Here is a 21008-nt window from a genome sequence, read left to right as displayed (position 1 = left end):
ACAGCCCTTCCTCCTGGACCTCCATCCCAGTTTTTCATTCGTTTTTTTTCGAAATAAACAAGTTGTTAGACAGCCTCTTACACTCTTTAATCCAGAATTTTCATGAAATGATCTGAAAGTCTGTGCCGATGCCTGGTCTGGAAAAGCGCCTGATACTTGCCATGAAAATCAGAATCGTTCATTTCTGTGGCCTGACCGACTGTATTGACGACCACATCACGACACCAAGCCTGCATACGATGCAATTTTTGCATCAGCAGGACGCTCTCTTCGATTTCCCCGACACATTCAAAGGGTTTGTGGGCTGATACACCGCAGAGTTCGTTGTATCCTGCAATCTGGCTGTTATCATCCAGCAGATTTTTTTGAAATATTTGCACAAGTTTTTCCCTGTCGATAAACGGCGCAAGGGCCAGGAAAACAAAACGACATTTTGGGCAGTTGCAGCACCAATATTTTTCCCTTTGGCCGGGATCCTGGCGAAAGGCTGCGTTGCAACTGCGAAATTTCTGGTGATAGTTTTCCAGCCTGGCGAATCTGCGGGTGATTTCGGCCTCTGCCAGTGGGCGGAGCAGTGAAAAATATGCAAGATCGGGCGATAAATAATTGTGTATGTAGTCCGAAAAATCAATTTCGAAGTCAAGGGATTTGCTGTACTGGTGATTCACAGCAAAACCATCCATGGACAGGTTTGGCGCACTGGCCGAATGTTCATTGGACAACACGACCCCGTTCAATTCATGGAGAATGGCCGTGGCCACGGCAATGCTGCTGATGATGGCGGTAATCGGAATATGTCCGTTCAATGCATCGAGTTTGTTCAATTCGAGCAGGTTTTTTGCAATGGTTCGTTTGGCAAGCAAACAGGGCAGGCCGGACTCTGCAAACGTATCCTGGATTGGTGCTGCGACACCGCCGTGTGTGCCCAGGGCAAACATGATCATCTTCTCTCCTGCCTGTCGCAGGGTTTCCAAGGTAACGATGGAGTCTTTTCCTCCACCGACGGGGACCAGAAGGCATCTTGATGCATTCAGGGCAACGGGAGGATCGGCCTGGACCTTGTCACAGACAAAATGGATGCGATCTTGCAGGTTCAATTGATTCCGAAAGGCAAATTCACCAAGACCATGGAGATAGACCTTTTGGAAAAAACCAGCCATGGCGGGTCCCAGCGGAAAGGCCTGGCAGCGGAGTCGTGCCGGGACGTAGGCCTTGTAATAACTGATTCCTGACAACAAAAAAATGAGACGGAATGCCTGATCCAATGCTCTCTCAGTGTCATGGGAGAGTTTTTTGTCATTGATTGGAAACGAGACGACTTCTTCGAAGGATGGACCGTTTTTATATTCATAAACCATGCGAAGAATGCCGCTGCTTTTCTCATACATGTAATGCTTAAAGATAAATTCTTCGTATTTCATATGCCAATCTGCGCTATTCCACAATTTTCCTGACCTTCAGCAGTATGGCATGATGTTTTTCCAAAGGCAAGCCATCCACACTCATGCTTCTCTTGAGGGTGACACCATCAACCGCCGGACCATGCTTGACCATGGACTTCAATATACGGTCATGATTTTCAATGGTTAATACATCAAGAACGGTTGCACGCCACGCCTCGTGCATCATGGCCAGGGCACCCAGCAGGGCATATCCTCCCCAATTGGAGACGCCGGTGACAAGCAGAATGTCTGCCGGCGTGACGCTGGCGATCACCGCCCCCTTGGCAACACATCGGGAGATGACCTCCCTTGGTATGGATCCCATGCCGATTTCGTTTCCCCCGTCGCCGATGGCCAACTTGACCCAGGCACCCCCGGTAAATACCTCATCCAGGGATGCCGTGTGGGAACGGATATCCTCTCCTCGCATATTGCGATAGGTGCCATCCCTGCTTTTGCCACAGCGTTCAATGGCCAATACGTGCGTCATGCCTGCCTGGTGCCAGGCTTTTTTGGCCATTTCGGGAGAAAAATGGTTGCTGATGATATCGATGGGAACGGTCACCTGCGCCCCTTGCAGGGCCGCCTTGCAGAGTGCTGCACAAGGTGCATCGGTCAGCAGGCGACACGCGATACCCATTTTTTGAAGTCCGGCCAGCAGCAAGGCAGCCCCGAGAGGACCATCCGTCTCGCCCGCCGGAGGCCTGCCATCGGGTATGAAAAAGCCTGTCATGATCCCCACACAGGGTGTTTTGGCGTGCAGCAGGGAGTGCGCCATGGCATGCAAGCCACCTTGGGCAGCCTGGCATAAATCCTTGATATTTCGTCCAACATCCTCCTGGACAATGGTTTCGATTTTGTTGATTATTTCGGTTTTGTTGTCCATTTCTGAGGCCTTGATTATCGTTTGGGATAATCTGGCTGACAATCCGGGAACCAGTCGTAAATTTCCTTCTCTTCCCAACATGTTGCGAAGCAGGAGAACCGGGAATTTTGCCTTGTGGCCCAAACGATGATCATGGCCAAATCTTGCATCATCAGGGTATGGGAAAACAGCATGCTGTATCCAAGGTCATGGGCGTTCATGGCAAAGAAGTGCCTCACCAAGACGCAAAGACCTCGTCCACCGAGTTGGCGAAGACGAAATTGTCACTCCAGATCTCGATCTGTTCCAGATTCGCCGCCCTCACTTTTTCAGCCACCCAGTCTGGTGTCTGGCCAAATTTGCGGCGCATCTGTTTCAGCAGCATATCGACATTGCCATCATGACGGCCTTCCCGTTTCCACTCCCTCGTCCATCCTTCCGCAGTTTCTGCCAACATGGTACGTACCTCCTCCAGGTCATCCATCTCCGGCATGGCCTCCGGGATGGGCACATTCTTTTTTGCCAGTCGTGGCAACAAGATCCGACTCAACCATTTTGCGAACGCCCGGCGTAGTTCCCGTTGCTCTGGACGATTCAGCCACGCATCCAACTCCTCAAGCACCTGACGGACATCTTCCAGACGGCGGCTCTTCTCCAATCTGAACAATGCTGCCACGACATTTCGCATGGACTTCAGTTCGCCTTCCTGATACCGATGCGCGTCCACCAGTAAATAGCGCATACGCGGGCGGTAGGCTTCCAGACCGGGCGGGGACTCCTCGATCAGGTCGGTCACATCCATTGCCGCTGTCCACCTTTGCGAACCATTATACAGAACGACTGGAACAACGGGTGGGAATTTTTGACCTTCCAGAATTTTCCCGGATTGGCGCAGATCCTGGTAAAGCAGCATCTCGTACAGTGCGTTGCGCACGGCCATGATGTCATCGACCGTGGATTGCGGCTCCAGGATCAGGTAGATGAAAATCCAGCGATCCGTCCCCTGCCAACGGATTTTCCAGACCAGATCATCGATCCTCTTGCGGAAGTCATCCGTCACATAGATCGGATTCACCTTCTCCAGCGTGCTGAAATCCAGTCCGGCCACCCATTCCTCGTGGATGAAACCTGCCACAAGATCTTGCATCATCAGGGCATGGGAAAACAGCTTGCTGTAGCCAAGGTCATGGGCGTTCATGGCGAAGAAGAACCTCACAGGGTATGATCTCCGGGACTGATCAACCGGTCATCCAGACCGGCCTGCGCCCAGATTATGGCTATAAGGGAAACAGGTATGGTGTCACCGGATTTCAGATTTAATAATTGGAGAGTGTTCACCTAAAGCATAGATAAAAAAGTGTGCTGATAGACGTGGAAGATGTCCGGCGTGGTGAGGGCGAGCCATAGTTCGATGGAGGCATCAACCATGGTGACATTCTTTGAAACGACTTTGGTGCGGCTTATCCGCATCCTTTTTGATCCGACGGTACGTCAAGGAGCGTGAGACACCAAAAATATGCCCCAGCATGTTGAATGAGGCCTTGCCAATGGAATACAGGACCACTGCCAATGCACGCTTGATGTGCAGATTGTCATCCACACGCCGGTCGCCATCAACAAAATTCAGCGCACACCTTCGGCACCGATATCGCTGCTGGCCTCGGACTACGCCATTCCTGACAATGGACTCAGACGAACACCGTTTGCATGCAATCCTGACGGTCTCCCCCATAGGTTGAAGGAAGGCCAACCTGGATTGCAAGGGTGCCCTTGAAGCTTGGCATGCCCTTGTGGCCCAGGCAGACTGGAAAACCCCTGCCGATGTCAAGAACCAATTCCGCCATGCCAGCTTCCTCACGGGAAATCGGGTTGTTTTCAACATGGCTGGCAACAAGTACCGGTTGGTCGTGAAGATCAACTATCCCTACAGCATCGTGTACGTCCGGTTTGTCGGAACCCACGACCAATATGATCAGATCCATGCGGAGAGTGTGTGATGGAGATCCAACCCATTAAGACCGAACAGGATTATGACGCTGCGTTGGCGGAAGTGGAACGATTGATGGATGCCGACCCCGACACGCCGGAAGGAGATCGTTTGGATATCCTCGCCACGCTGATCGCTGCTTACGAAGCCAGACATCATGCCATCGACCTGCCTGATCCCGTCGATGTGATCCGCTTCCGGATGGAACAGATGGGGCTGAGTCGCAAGGAATTGGAACCATTCATTGGCAGCCGGGCGCGGGTGGCGGAAATTCTGAATCGCAAACGACAACTCTCGCTGCAAATGATCCGTCGCCTTCACAATGGACTGAAAATTCCTGCCAACGTACTCATCCAATCGACCCGTCAGGAGCATGGATTGTAGTGCGCTGCTGAAAGAGCGATGCCCCGCCCAGTGTGTCTGAAGCGGGTAGTGCAACTGTTGCTTGAAATAGTTGATATTCTGCGCGAAAAAAGCTGTGATGCACAGTTGGCCATCCTGAAACGCCACTCCCACCTGACGGCCCTGGTGGTGGATCGCCCCCAGGTGATTGCCGAAGCCAGGCGTTATTGGGCCACCCACAGCACAAGTGGCATCGAGCGCCTGCATTTTGAGGCTGGAGATTTTTTGGAGTCACTCCCCCCCGCTCAGGGCGAAAAGGATGTCTATCTGCTTTCCGCCGTCCTGCACGGTTTTGACAATGATACCTGCGTTACGATCCTGCACAATCTTGCCAGCGCCTGCCGAAATCACCGCGCACGTGTTGCGTTGCTGGAAATAGTACTCCCGGAGGTCCATGCCGATTTAACCGGAGCCTCGTTCGACATGCAGATGTTCATGGGGTCGCGAGGTCGCGAGCGCACTTTGACAGAATGGAAATCGTTGCTTGTTCTCAGCGGATTGATGTTGGAGGATGTTGTTGGTCTTCAGTCGTTTGGCAACATTCTTGTCGCATGTCCAGCGCCTGCTGCACCTGCCTGAAATCTCGAATCAGTCCGATTATTTGTTGGCCAAGGCAAATTCGGAGACCTCGTGGTCCTGGCTGACAGGATGCGGGGTGTATGCATTCATGCGACTCTGGACTCTACATCCTCATTATCTCGATGCCCATGGACTGGTTGCCCTCTGGCGGGAGGCATTGCTGGCCCAGAAGGTACTCCAGGGGATGACCCGGGGCTATACCCGCCATCCGCAACTCATCCGGTTTCGGGAGCAGGACGATCCCGTCGGTGCTGTGGCCGCCTATCTGTGGGAGGTGCATCGAGAGGCACAGCGGCGGAACTACAGGTTCGACGCCACCCGCATCGTGGCGGCGAGCTGGAACGGCTCCATCCGGGAAACGACCGGGCAGCTCCTTTATGAATGGAAGCATTTCCTGGGCAAGGTCACCAGCCGGAATCCTCACCACCATGCTCAATTGGACCAGATTGCCATGCCCACTCCCCATCCTATATTCATCCTCGTGGAGGGGGATGTGCGGGCATGGGAGCGTATTGCCCAAAACCGGGATGGGTAAAAAAAATAAAAATCCATGTGGATGCCGACGCCCGCCCATTCCCTGCTGAACCTCCAGGGCGTCAAAGGTGGTCTGGACAAGGCCAATGACTCGATTATGGAGCGAATTCCGGAATAATCCGGGGAGTGGCCTGACTTTCGGCAACACGGACAGGTTGCGCTTTTTGCAGGCTCTGGAAGAGACGATTCAGGCCGTCAAGCGCGGAAAAGAGTTGTCTGCGGGCATGCCGACTGGGCAATCCAGATCCGGAACGGCAAGGCTGCAAAAATCCAGGACCATGGTGCCCTGTCCATTCATTTCGTGAGGGAAAGGCGACCAGGATACCCTTGAAATTTTTCTCTGAATCCTTATCTCAAGAGCAGAATCGTTTTGCGCATCATCTGCGTCAACCATACCTCGTATTCGGGAAAGGAGGGAATCATGTTTTATCTGTCTCGTGGCTCTCTTGCCGGGTGCGGATCTGGTCTGGCCAGCCCGGTTTGGTATGCATTGTCCCGTGCGTCCGATTTGTCGTTGGTTTCGAATCATTGGGACGTAAGAACCGATATGGCGGAAAGCGCGGATCATGTGACGTTCACATCGGATGTTCCTGGCATCGACCCGAAAGAACTGAAGGTCATTGTCGAACCGGGCAGGCTTACCATTCGCGGAACCCGGACCTTCCATCATCGGGAGAAGAACCACAACCGGAGCATGGCATGGGCAACCGGATCCTTTCAAAGGACCTTTTGTTTGCCAGACGGGTTGCTTGTGGGTGAGGCGAAGGCGTCCACCAGAAATGGCGTCCTGACAGTCACCATTCCAAAAATAAAAGACGATATACGTCCTCGCTGGATCGGGATCAACAGATCCTGTGAATTGACCTCGAAATCTCTGGAATCTCTGGCCCATGCATGGCAGGACAAGGTTGGCGGTTGGTGGAACAAGGCCAAGGAGTCGTTGTCCAGCCTATGCAAAAAATGATTCCCGTGGTTCTCAACCCCGGAACCTTGACAGGAGAACGCCATGGGTGCCGAATTCAAGGATTTCTATAAAATTCTGGGTATTGACAAGTCCGCCAGTCCCAAGGAGATCAAGCGAATATTCCGCAAACTTGCCCGTGAGCATCATCCGGACATCAACAAATCACCAGGCAGTGAAGCCCGCTTCAAGGAGGTTTCCGAGGCCTATGAGGTCCTGGGTGACGCCAAGAAACGTGCGGAGTACGATCAGATCTATGACTACTGGAAAAGTGGCGGCACTTTCCCAGGTCAGCCGGGATATGAAAATGCATCTGGATTCCGGTTCCAGCAGGGCGGCTCGCCCATCGACCTGGAGGATCTGTTCAACACCCTTTTTGGCAAACGGAACGGTGGCAATGGATCTGGTGCCTGGTTTTCGGGTTTTCCGGGCCATGTTGGCGATGGAGCATCGGTGTTCACCAAAGGATTCTGCCCACAATCTCCCGCTTATGAGGTTGAAGTCACCCTGGAAGAGGCGTTCTCGGGATGCAAACGGCGCTTTGAAATCCATTCTTCCGGTGGCGACACCAAGCGCATCCAGGTTGCCATTCCGGCGGGTGTCACCGATGGCCAAACGATCCACCTGAGTGCCCAACGAGGAAATGGCGGCACTTCCATGGAGGATTTGTTTCTCCAGATCCGTATTCTGCCGCACAGGCAATTCCGTTTGGAAGGAAAAGACATTCATCTGGAACTGCCCATCGCTCCATGGGAGGCGGCCCTCGGCACCACGGTGACGGTTCCGACCCTGGCTGGTCCGGTTCGTCTGAAGGTTCCAGAAGGAAGCCAATCTGGCAAGAAACTGGCTCTGAAAGGCCGTGGTCTGCCGGGATCTCCCGCCGGCACACAATATGTCACACTGAACGTGGTTGTGCCGAAGCCAAAGACAGAGTCCCAAAAGAATTTCTACCGGAAGATGGAAAAGGAGATGCTCTTTGATCCCAGGGAGGGACTGGTCTACTGAAAATCGAACAACTGATAATAATGTGGTATAAGGGCTTTTCCGATCCTTTGAGGAGGAGAAAAGACCATGCCAGCATCGTCAGCATGAGTTTTCCGAACGGAATGGCACACCACTGTACGACTTGAGGAACTCCCGGGAGCAGATCGCAGCTGTTGTCCGTCACCTGGCGGACACCTGCCATGGCTGCGGGGCTTACAGATCATCTCTGGAGCGTGATGGAACCGCTGAGATACCAGCTTTTTTTGTAGCTGGATGACTATCAGGTCACCAAGAAAAATTCCCCCTTCCCAAAGGTCGGAAAGGGGGGAAGATTTTCACATCATTCAAGTACCCTCAGGCAGCCTTGGCTCTTGTATCGGGCTTGACCTCCTCATATTCGGCGTCCACCACCACGTCGTCGTGGCGTGTCCCGGTGGAGCAAGAGCCTGTTCCACACGATGTGTTGTTGGTTGCGCCCTGGGCGGCGGAATTCCTGTAAATTGTCTCACCCAGCTTCATGGACGCTTCCATCAACACCTGGATCTTGGCCTCGATGACCTCGGCGTTGTCTCCATTCATCACTCCCTTGAGTTCGTCAAGGGCTGTCTTGATGGCTTTTTTCGTCATCTCATCCACTTTGTCGCCATGCTCCTTGAGGCTTTTCTCGGTGGTATAGACCAGAGAATCGGCATGGTTCCTGGCGTCGATCAATTTGCGTTTCCGGGAATCCTCTGTTGCATGCGCCTTGGCGTCGCGGACCATGCGGTTGATCTCTTCTTCGGTCAAGCCGCCTGATGCCTCGATGCGAATGGACTGCTCCTTGCCGGTTCCCAGATCCTTGGCCGAAACCTGGACCAAACCGTTGGCGTCGATGTCAAAGGTGACCTCGATCTGTGGCATGCCACGCGGGGCCGGAGCGATTCCCTCCAGGTTGAACTGTCCGAGAAGTTTGTTGTCGGCAAACATCTCCCGCTCGCCCTGGGCAACCCGAACTGTCACGGCGGGTTGGTTGTCCATAGCCGTGGAGAAGACCTGGGACTTCCTGGTCGGGACGGTGGTGTTCTTGAAAAGAGGACGCAAGAAAGCGCCGTGAAACAAAGAGTAGACCACCTTTCACCAGGACAGGTCTTAATTAAAGTCGCAAAAGGTCCATATCGCCAACATTACGATGTGATGAAAGGAGGACAACCATGTGTAAAAAATTAATAAAACCATTTCATGTGGCTCTGCTCGTCGTCGCAATGATGGTGCCGGGCGTTGCCAACGCCGAAAAAACATCGTTGCCCGCAGAACCACAAAAACAGTCGGCTGCCAGTGAATCCGTAAAAGCAGGTGTCGATGGAGAATCTTCTGATGAAGCCCTTGAAAGGAGGAAGAAAGTTCTTGATGAGGCTACCGTTGCGTTGAAGGAAACTGAGAAAGCGTTAAAGGCACTCGGAGAAAAAAAGCAGGATGAAGCCATCGCTGCCTTGGAAAAAGTTACTGGGAAGCTGGAATTGATTCTTGCGCGTGATCCTGGGCTGGCCTTGGCACCCGTGGAAACCAACGTCGTGACTTATGACCTTCTGGCAAACGTGGACACGGTCAAGGCGATGATTCACGACGCGATGAACTACCTGATGGATGGAGAGATCCAGAAAGCCCGCCCAATTGTGCGCAACCTGGCCAGCGAAATCGTCTATCAGACGCGCAGTATTCCTCTGGCGACCTACCCGCTTGCGATCAAGGCAGTTGTTCCCATGATCGACAAGGGTGAAATCGACCAGGCCAGGGCCACCTTGCAAAGTGCGCTCAATACCTTGGTAGTCAAAACGGACAAGGTTGTTCCTTTGCCAAAGCTTCGCGCCGAACACCTGCTGATCAAGGCGGAGGAGCTGTCCAAAAAGGTAAATCGATCAAAGGAAGAAAATGAGGATTTGGAAAGGATCCTCGCCGAGGTGCGTAATCAACTGGAAATGGCTGAGTTACTCGGTTATGGCGACAAGGAGTCCTACAAGCCCCTGTATGCCCAGCTTGATGAGATCGTAAAGAAAACCTCTGACGGCAAATCCGGCGAAGGTTGGTTTGACCGGATCAAGAAAAAGGTTTCGAGCATGCTTTGATCCTGAGGATTCATGGTGCCCTTTGGCACCCTGGAAAACCATGGTCGATTCATCTGGAAACACGAGGAGAAACAACCATGAGCAGCACGGAATTGAAAGAAACTACAAAAGATGTTCCGAATCATGAGCCGGATAAGGCATGCCAGCCTCCGGAACCGGAGATTCAAAGCCAGGTGACCCGGTCAGTTCAGGAGCCTGTCAAACTGGAGATGGAATCCGAGATTGCCAAGCGACGTGAAAAAATTGTCAAAGAGGCAAAAGTTGCGGTGGATGAGACTCGAAATGCCCTGGCTTCCCTGGACGTTGACGACCGGGACAAAACCATCACGGCGCTCACGAATGCCATTGGAAAATTGGAGATGCTGCTGGCTCGCAATCCGTTGCTGGCCCTGGCTCCGGTGGAAGTCAGAACGGTGGTTCACGACACTTTTGCGGGAACGGATTCCATAAAACCCAGTATTGAATACGCCAAAAAGGCGCTCAAGAACGGAGAGATTCAAAAAGCCCGGCGCATGCTTGCTGATCTGGCCAGCGAAGTTTCCATTCAGACGACAAGCCTGCCCCTGGGCACCTATCCGCTTGCGATCAAAGCGGCGGTCCCCATGATCGACTCCGGTCGGATCGCCGAAGCAAAAATTGCGTTGCAGACCGTACTCGGAACTCTGGTGGTGACCGAGGATAGAGTGATCCCCCTGCCGGTTCTGCGCAGCAAGGCCATGATCAAAGAGGCTGAGACTTTGGCTGAGAATGATTCGCGAAACGACGGTGAGGAAAAGCGTCTCAAAGATCTGCTCGAAGGGGCGAAAAATAGCTTGGAACTGGCAGAACTGCTTGGGTATGGCCAGACGAAAAGCGATTATAATGAGTTGTTCGAGCAGTTGAAAGAAGTGGAAAAGAAGGTTGCCGGGAGGAAGGGAGGCAAGAACTATTTCGATGAATTCACCGCAACGTTTCGCAAGCTTTTTGATCGAAAATCCTCTGAACCTGAAAAAAAAAGTCGGAGAGGATAAAGCTGTGTGAATCCGGGGGGAGCAATCCCCCCTGTCCCTTCCAATTGACTCGGTCAGATTCGCGGATTCAGGATTAAAATCCATGAAGGGGTTCACCTGTCCCCGCATGTACATGTCAGGGCTCCCGGTTTCGATTGTCTGGTCGATTTGGACACCCTTCATATTCAGGTTCGGGGCGAGAAAAGCCTTGATGCACAGGCACTTTGCGGCTCTTCGTGATCCAGAGGTTCTCGCCAAGGCCTGCATTGAGGATTGGAGGGGACCATCACATGGCAGGGTAACGGTAGCTTTTTCTGGCCAGGGAGGAGTACTTTCCGGTAACTTGAGCGGATTGGTGGGAAAGGAAATCAGCAAGAGGCCGGGGCAAGCAGAGGAAATTTTGCGACAGACCCCATCCCAGTAACGCTTGTCATCCGGGACTCTGACAATGGCTCAAAAAAGCCGATTGAAAATAAAAAGGGAATCGGGGAGATGCCCCTTCCGGCAAAATTCTGGAACAACTCCGAGAATAATATTTCAATTATTATTTATTTTATGGGCAATTGCATGGCCATGCAACTCGGCCCAGCCAGACCAGAAAATCTGGCTGATTCATCCCGTGCCCTTGCCGGTCACGAGATTGGAAAACATTCGCCTGGCCAACGACAAAAAATGTGCCCCGGGACACATTCTGGTCGAAGAGTTTTTCACCGTAGCCTCTTACGATCCTGTCGAGTTGCTCCTGATCCGCGAACCCGAAACCGGTCCCAATATCCGGCAACCCGTGCAATGGGTGAATGAAGCTGGTCAGATTGTTTATGCCTATTGTGCCGACCGATCCCTTGATACGACTGTCAAAACCTGGTTTTTGCGTTATGATGGTCATGCAACGCCCCCTCTGGGATACCGTATCCAGATCAAGGGCCAGGCTGCCAAAGGGGAGCCAACCCCCCTGTTTCCCGTGCATCGCAAAACCCGTTACCTCCAGTTTGCGAACAAGAAACATCCAGATCTGTCGGTGACCTGTTGCTGGCACTATGTTTTTTTGAATTTTCCAACGCAAAACAAGGACGAACAATTGACCAGCCTGGCCATTCCCATGATCTTCAAAGAGGCACCCGTGGCCGGAAGTCATCTCTTTTTCCAGTTTCATGCGGCCATCAACAACACCAAGCTTTATGTTGGTTTGCAGACCGATCTCCAAGAAAAAAAACAGAACCGGGGGCCAGGGGTGATATTTTCCCGTTGGGATACCCAGAATCCCGATGATCTTCAGGTCGCTGCCGGCGGATTTTCCGAAATTGGCACCCACGAAGGTCATTTTGTCGGGGTACGTCAACCGGTCGCTTGGGGAGCGGGTCAATGGACACTGCGCCTGACGGCCCGCAACCCCACCAAACCAGACAATTCAACCCATATCTGGATGGACCTGACCCTGGAAGAGAACGATACCCATAAAGCCCAAGCGCCAAAGGCAATCGGTTCGTTGCGCTTTCCCGGTCGCACGGCCCGTTTGACCAGAGACTTGATCATGACGACCGAGAGTTATGCTTTTGGGACCACCCGCCGCGCCAATGTCTGGTATCTGCCCCATTTTGATCTGTTGCTGCCGATGCCCCTGCTGAACGACAAACCCCTGGCCAAAAAACCACCCCGGATCACCTACTCCGAAGAGGCCCCACGCATCGTTGAAACGGTCATGCAAGGGGATGGCGTGCGTCTGCACCGAAACGGCCTGGGTATGGAGTGATGTCCACGATACCAGGTTGACATCAACCAGTTACCAACCATTGAAGAACGGTAACTATTCAGCTCCCCCCATTAAAAAACGTTCGAAAAACTGGGAAGGAGGTCCAGGAGGAAGGGCTGTGCCCTTCCTCCTGGCGGGGTTTGGGGCGGAGCCCCAACAAAATCTTTCATGTCAAATTCTTTTTTTGCAAGGGTTCTGAATATCAAATTCTTTTTTTGCGAGGGTTCTGAATATCAAATTCTTTTTTTGCAAGGGTTCTGAATATCAAATTCTTTTTTTGCAAGGGTTCTGAACAGTTACGAAGAACGCATGAAAACATGGAGTGGAGGTCGTTGAATCTTGATTGATTGCAACCTGGTATCAGGCCTGTTTCTGCCGGTATTGTTCGGCTTCCCATCCCAGAAGGGCGGCGCAGGCGGAATCATCAAGGGTTTTGATCGGGGCCCGGGGTGGCACGTGACCCAAAATACTGGCCCAGGCCGTAAGAAGTTCCGTTGCGGCTGGAGAAAAATTCGGGGCGACCAATACCCCTTTGCCAGGCACCAAAGCCACAATCGGGCGTGGACCGAAACCTTGCCAGGCTGCCAAGGCGTCTTGAATGGATTGTCCGGGTGCAGGAATCAGGGGGGCAGCTCCCAGGTAGACCACCTGGTCGGGACAGACCGGTCCCAGGCAGGCGTGCGCCAGGGAACAGGGATCGGTGGCCAGGCGGTGGATGTCATCCAGAGTGGGCAATTGCCAGCCGCTGGCCTGGGCGTGTTCCCGGAGTGTGGGCAGGTCAGGGGGAGGGGAGGGGCGGATTGGCAGGGTCAGACGTTCTTCGATCTCGGTCAACAGACTTTCCGCCGCCTGGCAATCCGTTGCCCCGATGACCAGACCATGATTGACCAGAACCTGCACCGGTGCCATCTCCTCTCTGGAGGAATTGGCGGCCTGCAAGGCCAGGGTCAACGGGAGACCAGGACGCCGATAGGGGACCAGCGCGTGGGGTATGCCGGCGAGACGTTGGGCCAGAATGTTCGGGGCATCTTCCAGCAGGGTCAGGGCAATGGCGCGGATGGAGTGAACATGCAAGACCACCCGTTGCGGCATGAGGGCATGCAGGGTGGTTTCGATGGAAGGACGCAACGGATCCTGGGCATCCACCTTCCAGGTGACTGGATCCCCCTCCTGGTTGCGGTTGAAATCCTCCAACACCTTGGAAATATGAACCATGGTAAAAACAGATTTATTCTCGGCATCCCTGAGCCAGGTACCGGATCCCTTGACATAAAGCCGCTCCTGATCCTTGAGGGAGGTGTTGCCTCCGGGACCCTGGACCAGCAGGGGATTTTCTCCGAGGCGTCGGGAGAGTCGGGAGAGTTGGGAGAGTGACATCAACGTTCCTTGAAGGCTTCCTGGACGGCCCGGCTCAGGGGACGCAGAAGCGTGGCCAATACGGAGCGATTGCCCAAAGTGATATCCACCTGCGCCAGCATGCCGGGCAGGATGCGGTTGACGCCCGGAATATCCCCGACAAAATCCTTGTCCAGGCCGACCACCCCCTTGTAATAGGGTTGTGCGCCTTCCTGGGTCAGAGTACTGGGGGAGATATCGAGCATGCGTCCGGTAAGGGTACCAAAACGGGAAAATTCATAGCTGCTCAATTTGACCATCACTTCCTGATCTTTGGCAATCCGTCCCACATCCTGCGGGGGAATGCGCACCTCGATTTGCAGGTGGTCGTTGACGGGCACGATATGCGCCAGAATTTCCCCGGGATTGACCACAACACCCGGAGTCTGCACTTTCAACTCCTGCACCAGACCTCTGACGGGAGACCGCACCTCCAGGCGGACCACCTGATCGGAGATGCGGGTCAGGGAGTCGCGGACCTGGGAGAGTTCGCTCATGACCACGGCCAGTTCGGTACCGGCTGCATTGCGGGTATCGGTGATCAGTTTGTCACGGCGCTGTTCGGTTTCTGTCAAGGCACCTTGTATGTTTTCAATCTGTTTTTGCAGGCGTTCCACTTCGCCTTGCGCGTTCAGGCTGGCCCGCAGGGTTTCCAGGTAGATGACCTTGGAGATGGCTTTCTGTTCCACCAGTTCCTGGCGAATCTTGACCATGTCGGCGGTGACGGATTTTTGTTGTCTGGCGATGCCGAGGGCATCCCGGACCTGTTGCAAATCCAGGCGGCGCTGGGCAATCTGGGCATCCAGGACGGCCAGATTGCTGGTCAGGGATTGTCTCTGGTGTTGATAATTTTTTTGTTGGGCGGCGACGATGCCGGCAAACCGGTTGGAGAGTTCGGAAAAATCCGGCTCTTCACCGGCCTCGAAGGCCCGCAGCCGGATGGCATTGGCGCGCAGGGAGGCGATGCGCAATTCGGTTTGTTCCTGTTCGGGCAGGCTTTGGTTCCGGTCCAGGCGCAACAGGACATCCCCCTGCTGCACAAGCTGGCTCTCCCGGACCAGGAGTTCGGTCACAATGCCTCCTTCCAGGTGTTGGACCACATGCACGGAGCCGCTCGGCATTACCTGGCCTTGCACATGGGAAACCTCCTTGAGATCGGCCAGCATGGACCAGATCAGCAGGGGCAGAAAGACCAGGGTGATGATGATCCAGGTATGGCGGATCAGACTGGCCCCACCGGCATCCCGAATGTCACCAAGGGCTTCAAGCGGGCGAATGCGCAACGGATCGGGCTTGGTGGCAAACATTTTCATGGAACAGGTTGTCCGTGGGCAGGGGCAGGTTGTCCGTGGGCAAAGGTGGCGACCAGACGAAATCCGCCATCTGCCGAACTGTGGTCAGGGTGGTTGCGGCCACGGTAACCGGCACGGAGATAAACGGGGCCGAAACTCCAGGCCCCGCCACGGCGAACCCGATAGGGATTCCGGGACGGGCAGAGTGGATTTTTTTCCGTGGCAGAGGGTTGGGCGTACATTCGACTGTCAAAACAATCGAGGCACCATTCCCAGACGTTGCCATGCATGTCATACACCCCGAAAGCATTGGCCGGAAACATGCCGACTGGTGTCGTTCCCTGACGATTTTCCCCTTTCTGACCAGCATCGTACACCCCCCGTCCGTCATAGTTGCAGATGTCGGTATGGAGTGTGGGTCCAAAGTGAAACGGGGTTTCCGTGCCGGCACGACAGGCGTATTCCCATTGGGCCTCGCTGGGCAATGTGCAGGTCATTCCGGAGTTATGGCTTAACCAGGTGGCAAATTCAAGGGCATCGAACCAACTGATGCAGACTGCCGGATGGGCATCATCCTGGGCAAAACCCGGTTGCAACCAACTGTAAAATTTTTGTTCACCCCAGCCGTTTTTCCCCGATCCGGTGGCAAAGCCATTTTTCTGGGCATCGGTGAGATGGAGATTTTCTTCCACAAACCGGGCAAACTGACCGCGGGTGACCGGGGTTCGTCCCAGCCAGAAACCATCGAGTTCCACGCGGTGGCGTGGCGTCTCGTGGGCAAACCAGTCGAGGTATTTTTCTTCGCCGAGCGTGGCCTGGAGATATTTTTTTTCCGCCTCCGTCTGTCCCATCATGAAGGAGCCGGGCGGGATCCAGACCAGTTCCAGACCGGTGACCGGTTCGCGCCAGAGGGTACCCGGTGCCGGGTGCAGGGTGCGCGGCAGTGTGGCCTGGACCAGGGATATGTTGGCTCTCTGGACCTGGTTGAGAAAGAGGGTTTGTTCCTGGTGCAGGGCCGTTACGAGCGCGGCAAAATCAGGGAATCGTTCCTGGGGATTTTCCCGCAGACACCGTTCCAGGATGGCCACGCAGCCCGGCAGGGTCTGGCGGACTTCCGTGGACCAGTCCAGGCCGTGGTGTTGACGAAATGCCTTGTGAAACGGACCCGTGAAAGCGACTTCCGGGAATGGGCGGCGTCCCTCCAGAATGAAAAAGCCAATCAGACCGAAACTGTAGATGAGTGCGGGTTCATCCACGATTTGTGATTGATTGTCGGCCAGTTCGGGGGCCAGATAGCCGTCGGTGGTGTCGGCCCGGGGATAATCCGCAGCGCCGTCCCGAAACAGGCCACCCACGTCAATGAAACCCGGCACCAGAGGGCCATGATGGCACAGAGAGAGCAGAATATTGTCCGGCTTCAGGTCGGTCACCAGAAGACCGGTTTCTTGGCGGAGGCGATGCAGGGATGCGGCGAGATTGACCAACAGGGCACGTCTGCGGACCGGGGTATAGCGCTTTTCTTCCAGGAGATGCCGAATGCATCCTTTCAGCTTCCATGGCCAATAATCCATGTAGAGGAGGCCATAAAGCGTCACCTGGGCAGCCGGGTCTGTTTCGTGAAAAAGAAAATAATCCCGCAGGCGGACCAGAGAGGCATGATGCAGCCGTTCCCAGTTGGTTTTGATCTGCACCCAGTCGCGGCTGGTCTGTTCCCGGTGGGTGGGGGGACCATCCGGTTGATCCGGGTTGCGAAGGGTGAGCGGGATGATCTTGACGGCCATTTTTTTTAAATCATCCTCGGCCAGAAACACCTCGCCATAGGTTCCGCGCCCCAGGGACCTGACGATCCGGTAACCGGGAGTGAAATGACCGATCAGCCGGGCCGCTGCGGCCAGGGAAATTTCCGGCCACGGTTTTTCAGGAGTCGATGCGTTCATGCCGGTGTTGCTTCCATGGAATCAATCGCAGGGGGAACCGTCTCGATGCAGGTCGCTCTTTCCATCAGGTCGGAGGGTTCACGAACAACGCTGTCACTCCTGCCAGTGGGGATTGTGGACCCATCCGACCACCAGACCGGTTTGTTTGGCAAGGCTCTCCACCATTTGCAGAACATGGTCATATTTGGCGAAAGGACCGACCAGGAGACGGACGATTTTTTTATCGTCGGGGGTGCGCACGGCGTCCAGCCAACTGGGAATGTTCTCCCTGGCCAGGTCTTCGGCCAGTTGCTGACACTCCCGGGCGTTGCGAAATGCCCCCAAATGAACCAGATAGGGACCGCTTTTCAGATAGGGGAGCATGGTCGGATAGGTTTCCTTGGCCGGGTTCGCGCCTGGCAGAGGAGGGGGCGCGTCACTCTCTTCATCAGGAATTTTTTGGTCGTTGGCGTTGGTCAGGGGAGTGGCTGGCAAATATTGGCGCAATATTCTGGCCACGGCACGATGCGTCTGTTCCGGAATCGCCTTTTCCGCCAGGATTGTGGACGTGTACAACTCCAGCAAGGTGTCGAGATCGCGGGCTGAGGTCGTCGATTCGGAAGCAGAAATGTTGGCCAGATTCGGGCGTGTGGCACCATCGCTGACGGAAACGGCTGGTTTTCCGGAACCCCGTTCCCGAGTGGCCTGCCCTTCGGTTTGTTTCTGATTGACATCAGGTGGTTGGACGTTGTCCGAAGCAGGCTTGATACCGTTTTTTTTCAGATTGTTTTCCAACTGGCCGATGGTTTCCAGGAGCAGGTCTTCGGTCAGATTTTTTTCACTGCCCTTTGCCCGGTTTTCCGGGGCGGAGGCTGCCGGGGCATGTTCCGGGATCGGGGCGGATGAGGAACCGTCGTGAGCGGTGGGTTGAACGGCTTGCAGGTGTGTTGTCCCGGCATCGGTCCGGAGATCCATGGCTGCCAGAACGACCGGTTGGTTGTTTTGATCGGCACCATTTTTTTCTTTTTCCAGGAGGGCGATAAACGACGTGGGCGACTCCGGGCGCAGGGGGACGCCCAGGGCTTGCCAGAGCCGGACCCGTGCCAATTGCTCCTGATACCGATTGCGCACCAGATTGGTACCCAGGGTAAACACCTCATATTGGGCATCGAGGAGATCCAGCAAGGTGCGCGTGCCGGCCTGAAACTCCTCTTCCATGCCGGCCAGGGCTTTTTCACTGGATTGCAACGCCTTGCTCAACCAGATGATCGAAACCTGCTGGTTTTTGATATCCATGCGCGCCTGATTGGCGTCCCGCATGGCCTGATCACGTACCGCTTGCAGTGTGGCCAGCATGTTTTCCTTGCGACCTTTGGCCTCGCGGATACGGGCGTTGGTTTCGCCGCCGCTGAACAAGGGCACGTTGAGATTGAGCAGAAGGCTCTGGGCATCGACCGTGTTCTTGACGGACGCACCCGAACTTCCTCCCAACTCCGAATCCCAGGAACGGCTGCTCCGGAAGCTTAAATCCACCGTCGGATAGTGGCCGGCACGTTCGATCTTGATCGCATACTGGGCGGCTTCCAGGCGGGATCTGGTAGCCTGGATATCTGGCCGGTTTTCGATCCATTTTTGGAGTTGTTCCTGCATTTTTTCCGGTTCCAGCCAGTCAACGGGTTCCCGCCAGGAGAGTTCCGGCAATGTCATGTCCGGCGATGGATTGGCCCCGACCACTTCCCGAAAAGCGATGGCGGCTTTTTCCAGGGTATTGAGGGATTGGACATAACTGGCTTCGGCCTGTTCGGCCCGGGATGATGAGGTCTCCACATCGGTTGCTGTCGATTCGCCAGCTTTCTGACGCAGGCGGTTGACCTCCCGATGGCGTTTCGTCACCTTTCGGTATTTTTCCCCAAGTTCAAGAACCTCTTTTGCTTCCAGCCAGTTGGCGGCCACCGTGGCCACATTCAAGGCCACCTGCTGACGGGCATCTTCCATATCGGCCAATGCCGCAGCGACCACGGCGGCACTCTGATCGTGACCCAGGGCATCCCGCCGATTGTAAAGGGGCTGGCGTAACGTCAATTCCACCACGGTGGACAAATTTTTGCTGGTCACATCCCGGTTGACGTAATGCGTTTCGTCAAAAATGGTTTTTCCGGCGCGCAAGTTGGCCAGAGGCAGGAGTTTGGCCAGGGTTTTGGGATTTTCTTCCAGAGAACTCCGGAGCTGGGCCTCGGCTTTGTGAATCTGGGGATTGCTCGCCTGGGCATTGTCCACCGCCGTCCAGAACGAACGGACATCCGCCTTCACGGTTTGATAAATCAGCAGAATAACCAGGGAGATACACCCCCCGATCAGGGTCGAGCGTTTCAAAAAGACATGGGGAGGGTGAGGCATGGGGACCTCTGGCCAATAAAATGAAGAATCCTGACCCATGAAAAGCAATACTCAGGCCAATCGATTTGATATTGGGATATTCGTGACGTGCTGACGTGCTTTGTCGGGCACATATAAAATTTATACTATTATATCAGTAAGTTGCGTGTTATCTGCCGATCCAGGGAAAAGCTCTTGCGAATGCCCGGTGATTGACCAATGGGGTGCCGACGGTCGTTGCCGCCTGTCGTCATTGACGAAATATTGATTCATTCGGCCCTTCTTTTTAACCCGTATTGACTATTTATTGTGTAGCATCCGTTCCGTGAAACCATTCCAGCCTGGGAGAGTTCATCATGGGACACCTGCCTCGCGATCTGTTCGTCGGCTCCTTTACGGGATCGGCGATTCTTGTCCTCTTGATCGAAAAGTGGAAGAGACGCTGATATGGATTTCTTATATCATCCATGCGGCGTTGGCCGTCATCGTGTTCGTCTGCCGGGCGATTGTGCTGTTCCTGCCGGAGAATTCTCATGAGCGAAAATACGGAACGGGTGTCTGGATTTGTTCTGGTGCCGGGCGATTGTGCTGTTCCTGCCGGAGAATTCTCATGAGCGAAAATACGGAACGTGTGTCTGGATTTGTTTTGGCGCTGATACTGGCTGTTTTGTGGCCTGCGGCATACATGTTGGACAGTTGGACGACGGGAACCCTGACGGATTGGGAAAGGCCTGTTTTCCAGGAAGAAGGACCGAGGCGTGCTGGAAAAACTCGTGAGGACTGTCCCTGTAGGACCGAACCGATCAAGGCCTTTCGCATGGGGTTGCGTCAGGGGCAAACCCTTCTTCAGATTTTTGCGCCATGACCGCAGAAGGTATGGTGAACCCCGGGATCTCGACAGCGGAGTCTCTATTTACTGTCGTTCCGTGTTTGGCAGATCGCAGAATCTGGACAGCAGCGGCTGTGTGTCGATTCAACCAAACCGGAAAGCGGATAAAGTGGTTTCCAAGACGCGATCCGAAAAGACCCTTTGGCCTTGATCCGTCCGGGCCGCACCTGCAATCAGCATCAAGGGTAGCAGATGCTCCTCGGCGTGCGGGGGATGGCACAGTTGTGCGGCAGGGGCTTGTTCCCAGTGAATCAGCCGCTTTTCACGCAATTCCGCCTTTGCGGTGACCGTATCGGTCAGCCACTGGTCGAAGGCGTCCGATATCGGCCCGAATCTGGGGTCTCCATAGCCCCGCATATTGTGAAAACTCATGCCGTTGCCAATGATCGACACCCCCTCGTCACGCAAGGGTGCCAATGCCCGGCCAGCCTGCACATGCGCCACAGGATTCAGATTGGCAAGCAAGGAGAGCTGCACCACCGGAATTTTCGCTGGGGAATGTACCAGACCGGCTGACGCGGGGAGGAATCGTCACGAAATGAGTG

Annotated in this window: 20 protein-coding genes; 10 read left to right on the top strand and 10 right to left on the bottom strand. The window is 54.4% G+C overall.

All coding sequences use genetic code 11. From position 1 onward, the window contains the following. Positions 1 to 86: 86 nt before the first annotated feature. From HQL65_11085 to HQL65_11070, 4 genes are all read right to left on the bottom strand, one after another. Positions 87 to 1388 carry an endonuclease domain-containing protein gene (locus tag HQL65_11085; GenBank protein ID MBF0136775.1) on the bottom strand — a complete coding sequence of 434 codons (1302 nt, stop codon included), beginning with the start codon at positions 1386 to 1388 and terminating at the stop codon, positions 87 to 89. 46 nt (positions 1389 to 1434) lie between these two features. Continuing rightward, the gene (locus HQL65_11080) at positions 1435 to 2328 is read right to left on the bottom strand and encodes a DUF4392 domain-containing protein (protein MBF0136774.1); all 894 of its coding nucleotides are present in this window, start codon (positions 2326 to 2328) and stop codon (positions 1435 to 1437) included. 214 nt (positions 2329 to 2542) lie between these two features. Continuing rightward, on the bottom strand, positions 2543 to 3505 hold the full coding sequence (locus tag HQL65_11075; protein MBF0136773.1) for an Rpn family recombination-promoting nuclease/putative transposase: 963 nt from the start codon (positions 3503 to 3505) through the stop codon (positions 2543 to 2545). A gap of 222 nt (positions 3506 to 3727) precedes the next feature. Continuing rightward, a complete protein-coding gene (locus tag HQL65_11070; protein ID MBF0136772.1) occupies positions 3728 to 4057 on the bottom strand; it encodes an IS1 family transposase in 330 nt (109 codons plus the stop codon). A 1-nt stretch (position 4058) separates the two neighbouring features. Here HQL65_11070 and HQL65_11065 point away from each other — a divergent pair, with 1 nt between their 5' ends. The 7 genes from HQL65_11065 to HQL65_11035 all read left to right on the top strand — a co-directional run bounded on the left by HQL65_11065 (position 4059) and on the right by HQL65_11035 (position 7775). Beyond that, positions 4059 to 4304, top strand: a complete 246-nt coding sequence (locus HQL65_11065) for a type II toxin-antitoxin system HigB family toxin (GenBank protein MBF0136771.1) — start codon at positions 4059 to 4061, stop codon at positions 4302 to 4304. Continuing rightward, positions 4304 to 4678 (top strand): transcriptional regulator, encoded by a 375-nt coding sequence (locus HQL65_11060; protein ID MBF0136770.1) that lies wholly within the window; start codon positions 4304 to 4306, stop codon positions 4676 to 4678. The genes HQL65_11065 and HQL65_11060 overlap by 1 nt, the downstream gene beginning before the upstream one ends. Before the next feature lie 18 nt (positions 4679 to 4696). Further along, positions 4697 to 5275, top strand: coding sequence for a hypothetical protein (locus HQL65_11055; protein MBF0136769.1), 579 nt, complete (start codon positions 4697 to 4699; stop codon positions 5273 to 5275). Between the two features lie 88 nt (positions 5276 to 5363). Further along, positions 5364 to 5810: a DNA lyase gene (locus HQL65_11050; GenBank protein MBF0136768.1), complete on the top strand. Its 447-nt coding sequence runs from the start codon at positions 5364 to 5366 to the stop codon at positions 5808 to 5810. An 85-nt stretch (positions 5811 to 5895) separates the two neighbouring features. Further along, a complete protein-coding gene (locus HQL65_11045) occupies positions 5896 to 6114 on the top strand; it encodes a hypothetical protein (GenBank protein ID MBF0136767.1) in 219 nt (72 codons plus the stop codon). Positions 6115 to 6230: 116 nt separating this feature from the next. Beyond that, positions 6231 to 6773 (top strand): Hsp20/alpha crystallin family protein, encoded by a 543-nt coding sequence (locus tag HQL65_11040; protein ID MBF0136766.1) that lies wholly within the window; start codon positions 6231 to 6233, stop codon positions 6771 to 6773. Between the two features lie 42 nt (positions 6774 to 6815). Further along, positions 6816 to 7775: a J domain-containing protein gene (locus tag HQL65_11035; protein MBF0136765.1), complete on the top strand. Its 960-nt coding sequence runs from the start codon at positions 6816 to 6818 to the stop codon at positions 7773 to 7775. 333 nt (positions 7776 to 8108) lie between these two features. Here the strand turns inward: HQL65_11035 and HQL65_11030 are convergent, their stop codons facing one another. Further along, complete coding sequence (locus HQL65_11030) at positions 8109 to 8864, bottom strand: Hsp70 family protein (GenBank protein MBF0136764.1); 756 nt, start codon at positions 8862 to 8864, stop codon at positions 8109 to 8111. An 80-nt stretch (positions 8865 to 8944) separates the two neighbouring features. Here HQL65_11030 and HQL65_11025 point away from each other — a divergent pair, with 80 nt between their 5' ends. From HQL65_11025 to HQL65_11015, 3 genes are all read left to right on the top strand, one after another. Continuing rightward, a complete protein-coding gene (locus tag HQL65_11025) occupies positions 8945 to 9856 on the top strand; it encodes a YfdX family protein (GenBank protein ID MBF0136763.1) in 912 nt (303 codons plus the stop codon). A 266-nt stretch (positions 9857 to 10122) separates the two neighbouring features. Further along, the gene (locus HQL65_11020) at positions 10123 to 10866 is read left to right on the top strand and encodes a YfdX family protein (protein ID MBF0136762.1); all 744 of its coding nucleotides are present in this window, start codon (positions 10123 to 10125) and stop codon (positions 10864 to 10866) included. Positions 10867 to 11485: 619 nt separating this feature from the next. Further along, positions 11486 to 12595, top strand: coding sequence for a hypothetical protein (locus HQL65_11015; GenBank protein ID MBF0136761.1), 1110 nt, complete (start codon positions 11486 to 11488; stop codon positions 12593 to 12595). 360 nt (positions 12596 to 12955) lie between these two features. Here the strand turns inward: HQL65_11015 and HQL65_11010 are convergent, their stop codons facing one another. From HQL65_11010 to HQL65_10990, 5 genes are all read right to left on the bottom strand, one after another. Then, complete coding sequence (locus HQL65_11010; GenBank protein ID MBF0136760.1) at positions 12956 to 13972, bottom strand: class II aldolase; 1017 nt, start codon at positions 13970 to 13972, stop codon at positions 12956 to 12958. Next, positions 13972 to 15303, bottom strand: coding sequence for an HlyD family type I secretion periplasmic adaptor subunit (locus HQL65_11005; protein MBF0136759.1), 1332 nt, complete (start codon positions 15301 to 15303; stop codon positions 13972 to 13974). Before HQL65_11005 ends, HQL65_11010 begins: the two co-directional genes overlap by 1 nt. Next, positions 15300 to 17219, bottom strand: coding sequence for an SUMF1/EgtB/PvdO family nonheme iron enzyme (locus tag HQL65_11000; protein ID MBF0136758.1), 1920 nt, complete (start codon positions 17217 to 17219; stop codon positions 15300 to 15302). The genes HQL65_11005 and HQL65_11000 overlap by 4 nt, the downstream gene beginning before the upstream one ends. A gap of 93 nt (positions 17220 to 17312) precedes the next feature. Further along, entirely contained in the window at positions 17313 to 19595 is a 2283-nt protein-coding gene (locus HQL65_10995; GenBank protein ID MBF0136757.1) for a TolC family outer membrane protein, read from the bottom strand. A gap of 952 nt (positions 19596 to 20547) precedes the next feature. Next, the gene (locus HQL65_10990) at positions 20548 to 20970 is read right to left on the bottom strand and encodes a dioxygenase (GenBank protein MBF0136756.1); all 423 of its coding nucleotides are present in this window, start codon (positions 20968 to 20970) and stop codon (positions 20548 to 20550) included. Between the last annotated feature and the right edge of the window lie 38 nt (positions 20971 to 21008).

Source organism: Magnetococcales bacterium (genome assembly GCA_015228935.1).
GTDB lineage: Bacteria > Pseudomonadota > Magnetococcia > Magnetococcales > DC0425bin3 > HA3dbin3.
The sequence above is the reverse complement of the archived record's forward strand: the minus strand, read 5'-3'. Positions and strand labels throughout refer to the sequence as shown.